Here is a 4,396-nt window from a genome sequence, read left to right on the forward strand (position 1 = left end):
GTGGAGGCCGACACGCCGGTGCCGCCGGCCAGGTCGGCCAGCCGCTCGTCGTTGCGCAGGTGGGCGAGCACGATCACGGCGATCCGCCCGTCGTTCAGGGCGCGCCACCGCGAGCGGATCTTCTTACGGTGAGCGCGGATCAACGAGGCCACATGGTTGACGGTGGCGCTGGACAGCGGCAGGCGGACGGAGTAGTCAAGGCTGATGTCGCCCCCGGCGGGGCTGGTGTTCTTCTTCACACGTTGCCCAACTCCCGCCCAGGGCACGCACGTTACGGCCGGCATCAGCCCTTTCGCGGGGCCGGTCGCGGGTTACCGGGGCAGGTAGCGCCCGGCGGGCGTGCGGGTGATCCAGCCGCGCTCGGCCAGCCTGCGCAGCTTCCCGCGCACCGGCTCCACCTTCGCCGGCAGCAGATCCAGCCCCAGCTCGCGGGCCACGTCCTTGGCCTGCAACGGGCCGCCGCCGCCCACGACGACCTCCATGATCGCCCGGTAGTCGGCGGGCAGGTCCTCGATCCGGCTCTCGGGGCCGCGCGGGCCGAACAGCAGTTGGCTCGCGGCACCCGGTGTCGCACCGGCACTCTGCGCGGGCACGGCCGGGGCACCGCCGGTGGCTTCCTCCAGGGCCTGCTGCCAGGCCGCGGCATCGGGATGCCCCGCGTCGACATCCTCCTGGTACTGCTGGTAGACGATCTCGGCCATCTCCAGCCGGGCCACCTCGGCCTCCACGTCGGCCAACTGCTTGCGCAGCCGCTCGGCGCGTTCACTCAGCACGACGCGGCGTTCCAGCAGCCACACCATCAGGTTCTGGACCATGTCCCCTCTTTCGCGAGCCCACCGTCGCAGCCCTGCTCGCAGGGTAGGGGGACGAGTGCGCAGCCCGCAGGAGATCCAGGAAGCCGACCCGGCACGGAGCGACGGATGATCTCCCCGCCACGATCACCGTGATGAGCTGCGCGAGCACCCCAACGATTCGTCACACCAGGCCCGGTGACCTGCACGAATCACGATGAAACTTCCTCACTGACGGCCTGAGCACCCCCGCCTATCCCGCACCCCGACGGCCCCGACCGGCCACCGCCACCCACCGCCACCACCCCGCCCCCGACCCGGAAGACCACGGACAGGCCGCGACCCGCGCACGGCAGGCACCGCACACCCTCACACCCGTGCCCCACATGGCCAACCGGCGACGGGGAGAGATCGCACCCAGAAATCATCAGCTGGTGGATCCGGGCTCAGTGTCCGCGTGCTTGCAGGACTTCGTTCGTTCCAAGCATCTGTGCCCTTGTCTCGAATCACCCCCATGGCGACCGGGCGGCGGTGTCCTCTCCGATCCGACCAGCGCCAGGTACCACTCGGAAAGATTCCTACTCCGCGCTCCTTCTCGCTCCTTCAGTGACCCGATCGAATGGCCCGCCGGCCCGTGGCCGGTTGTCGGTCCGCCGAGGCTGTGGCCCGAAGGCACAGCTCCAACTGCCCGGACGGGCGGCTGACGGAACGTTGAGTCAAGATGTGAGGCTGGTCAGCCGGTGGGATGCTGGGAGGGGGCCGAGGGGATCACCGACGACAGGCGGGCCGGCGCCGAACGCCATGCTGCGCGGAGACGGAAGTGGTCATGTCCGATAATTCCGACCGCAAAGAGGGGGCGCTCAAGCGAAAGCTCCTCTGGTGGACCAGCATCCTCGCGGGGATTGCCACGATTGCAACGCTCATCATCGTGCTGCAAGACAGGCCCAAGCCTTTCACTATCCAGAACTGGGCAAGACACGCAAATGCCGCCTGCGATCAGGACAGCAAAGATTTGTCCACTGCGAACAGGGCCCTCGACCGGGACAGTCGGACCGTGGAATCAAAACGCCAATCTGGCATAGTCCCCCAGGCGGACCTCGACAAATTAGCGAATGACCTGGCGGATGCAAGCAGTGCAGAACTGAAGCTTACCGGGGATCTACTGGTGATCACAGAGCCGAATTCTCGGAAATCGGATGTGCAAGATGTCACTGACACGCTCCGACTTCAAGGGGCTGCATGGCATCAGGCCTCCAACGATCTGGGCGGAATCGATACCGCCAATCCGACGAGCGTCAATATTGCTTTGCTACGGATGGTGGAGGAGCTTCGGACGGCTGGACCGCTTTATGACAGGTATCTGCGACAAATGAAAAGCCTGGGAGTCGATCACTGCAGCAGCTGAACACGGACCCGGTTCCATGAACATGCGGGACCTTGAAGTTCCGGAGAATACCGCGAGAACCACCCAGCGGAGGCGCCACATGAAACGCCGACTCATCGCGAAAGTAACCGTCACCCTCGCCATCGCCGCCGCAAGCCTGTCGCCTGCCGCGCCCGCACAGGCCGTCATTGCGAGCGTTTTCGACGTCATAGTACTCACGAACCAGGCCACGGAAGTCGGCGCTGTGCTCGACGCCACGACGAACGGGGCCACCGAGAACATTTCCGCCAGGGTCGTTGCCCTGGGCGTGGACGTCGGTGACACCACCGGTCAGCAGGCGGGCAACGGGACGCGCGCTATCGCCACATTCCCGATCACGACACCCCTCGGCCGGATCGACAATGGAGTGCACCCCGTGGTCACGATCACCGGCACCGAGACCGTCGGAGGCGCCCAGGTCAGCACGAGCACCACGGCTACGACCCTTACGTGCGACCTCGACTCGAACGGGAACGGCGTCTGCCAGTGACCCGGGCCGGTTCGGCAATGCCCGGCGCGTGCAGGCGTCCCGTCTCGACTCCCGGCCGCCCGAGGTGTGTCTGCGTCTTTGAACCAGATGGGCCTAGAACTCAACCACCGGGTTTCAATATCGTGAGTCATGGGCTCGCCACTTTCAGCGCGCGCTGCGCCTGCTGGAGGCCGACGGCGCGAGCCAAGCCGAACCATCATGAGCGCGTCCTAAGGCTCCTGATTGGTCTCCAGGTCTTCGCCCGTGTCCAGGTCGCGTAGCGGGCGCATGCCCGGCACCGATGGGCGGGCGGTCGCCGCCCTTCGTGGAGGGCAACCGGAGCACGCCGGAAACGTGCCGTAGGCCGTCTGCGGTGGGTGATCTGGAGACTGGCGGTCCGCTGGTGTCAGAGCCTCCAGATGCCGGGACGGTTCGGATGATGAAAACTGAAGCGGTGAAGATCGGTCACGGCACCGCTTATGGGGGTTAGGTGAATGGCAACGAACTCTGAATTTGTTGTCCTCGTGGTGAGCGGACTGTTCAGCCTGGCGGTGGCTAGCGTCACCTACTACACAGCCCGGGCTACCTCCCGCACCCACGTAGAAGGAGAGCTCAAGAAGATCAAGAAACAGATTGAGGCGCAGCAAGCCGTCGAAGAGCGGGGGGCGATCGCCAACCTGCGCCAATGCTACCTGACGCCTCTGCGCTACTACGCGCACATGCTGAGCCAGCGGCTCGCGGAACTCGAAGCCAAATTCAAGTCCGATGAAAACACGAGAGTACGCGACTGGTTCAAAGAGGTGAAAGATCACGCCACCCGGGACAATCGAAGGCATGGATTTGCCGCATGGGCCAACTATGAAGGCGTCTTCTCATTGTCTACACTGTATTACACCTGCTCCTATTTCCGCTGTGCTCACGAGGTCCGATTCCGTCGACCATTCGTCGAGAGCAGGCCGAGCTATTGCGAAGAATTGGATACCTATCTGGCGCGCGTTACTGATGCTTTTGCCTGGGATGCACTACACGGCCTCTGGGATGTATCACAGGAGACGATTGGCGAACGGTTCACGACAAACGGCGCTAAGATGACGTACGCGGAAATGTGTGACGTGCTTGATTCGGAGAACCCGTTCCCCCGTGCCGCCTATTTCCGTCCACTAGACTTCTACTGGAAATATCTGAATGCCGAGAAGGCGCTGGATATTAAAGCTTCACTCGATGAACTGGTTGAGTTTCTCGACTCACACGACCCGCAAATTTACGATCTCGCGAAAGCAATTCCGTGAGCCCTTGTCGCCCTGTTGGAGCCGTCCTCGCCGAGGCCGAGGGCCAATCGAATACATTCCCGTGGGTTTAATGGTGGAGTCGGGTATTGCAACTGTCCGAATGCCTGGCCCCTGCGGGCGTTGAGGTCACTGCCCGCGTACTCGTTGAAGTGCTCAGGCGGGTACGGATGACCGGGCTATGTCGACGATCTCGTGATGCCGATTCTGGCAAGATGGTCCCGTGTTCGATTTCGACATTGCGCGGTACCAACCGCAGTGGTTGAACGGCCGTGACGCCGTGACGCGCCAGCACGGGCGCCGTCTTGGCGCCCTGCGTGGTCGCACGCTGACGCGGGTCTGGATGGCCTGGGACCTGAAGGATGATGAGTGGTTCTGCGACTGCCCTGTGCTGCTGGACTTCGAGGGTGAGCAAGTCGAGATCAAT

General features: G+C 63.7%; 4 protein-coding genes and 2 pseudogenes. 4 read left to right on the forward strand and 2 right to left on the reverse strand.

Translation table 11 applies throughout. The features are described from left to right. Positions 1-239, reverse strand: a pseudogene (locus KV557_RS41440) (IS5/IS1182 family transposase); the annotation flags it as partial. Positions 240-311: 72 nt separating this feature from the next. Further along, a complete protein-coding gene (locus KV557_RS41445; RefSeq protein WP_218207290.1) occupies positions 312-815 on the reverse strand; it encodes a hypothetical protein in 504 nt (167 codons plus the stop codon). A gap of 802 nt (positions 816-1,617) precedes the next feature. Here KV557_RS41445 and KV557_RS41450 point away from each other — a divergent pair. The 4 genes and pseudogenes from KV557_RS41450 to KV557_RS41465 form a co-directional block, all read left to right on the forward strand. After that, positions 1,618-2,196: a hypothetical protein gene (locus KV557_RS41450; protein WP_218207292.1), complete on the forward strand. Its 579-nt coding sequence runs from the start codon at positions 1,618-1,620 to the stop codon at positions 2,194-2,196. 79 nt (positions 2,197-2,275) lie between these two features. After that, complete coding sequence (locus tag KV557_RS41455) at positions 2,276-2,704, forward strand: hypothetical protein (RefSeq protein WP_218207294.1); 429 nt, start codon at positions 2,276-2,278, stop codon at positions 2,702-2,704. A gap of 473 nt (positions 2,705-3,177) precedes the next feature. Next, positions 3,178-3,972, forward strand: a complete 795-nt coding sequence (locus KV557_RS41460) for a hypothetical protein (RefSeq protein WP_218207296.1) — start codon at positions 3,178-3,180, stop codon at positions 3,970-3,972. 220 nt (positions 3,973-4,192) lie between these two features. Further along, a pseudogene (locus tag KV557_RS41465) lies at positions 4,193-4,396 on the forward strand (hypothetical protein); the annotation flags it as partial.

This window comes from Kitasatospora aureofaciens (assembly GCF_019192735.1).
In the GTDB taxonomy this organism is placed as follows: domain Bacteria; phylum Actinomycetota; class Actinomycetes; order Streptomycetales; family Streptomycetaceae; genus Kitasatospora; species Kitasatospora aureofaciens_A.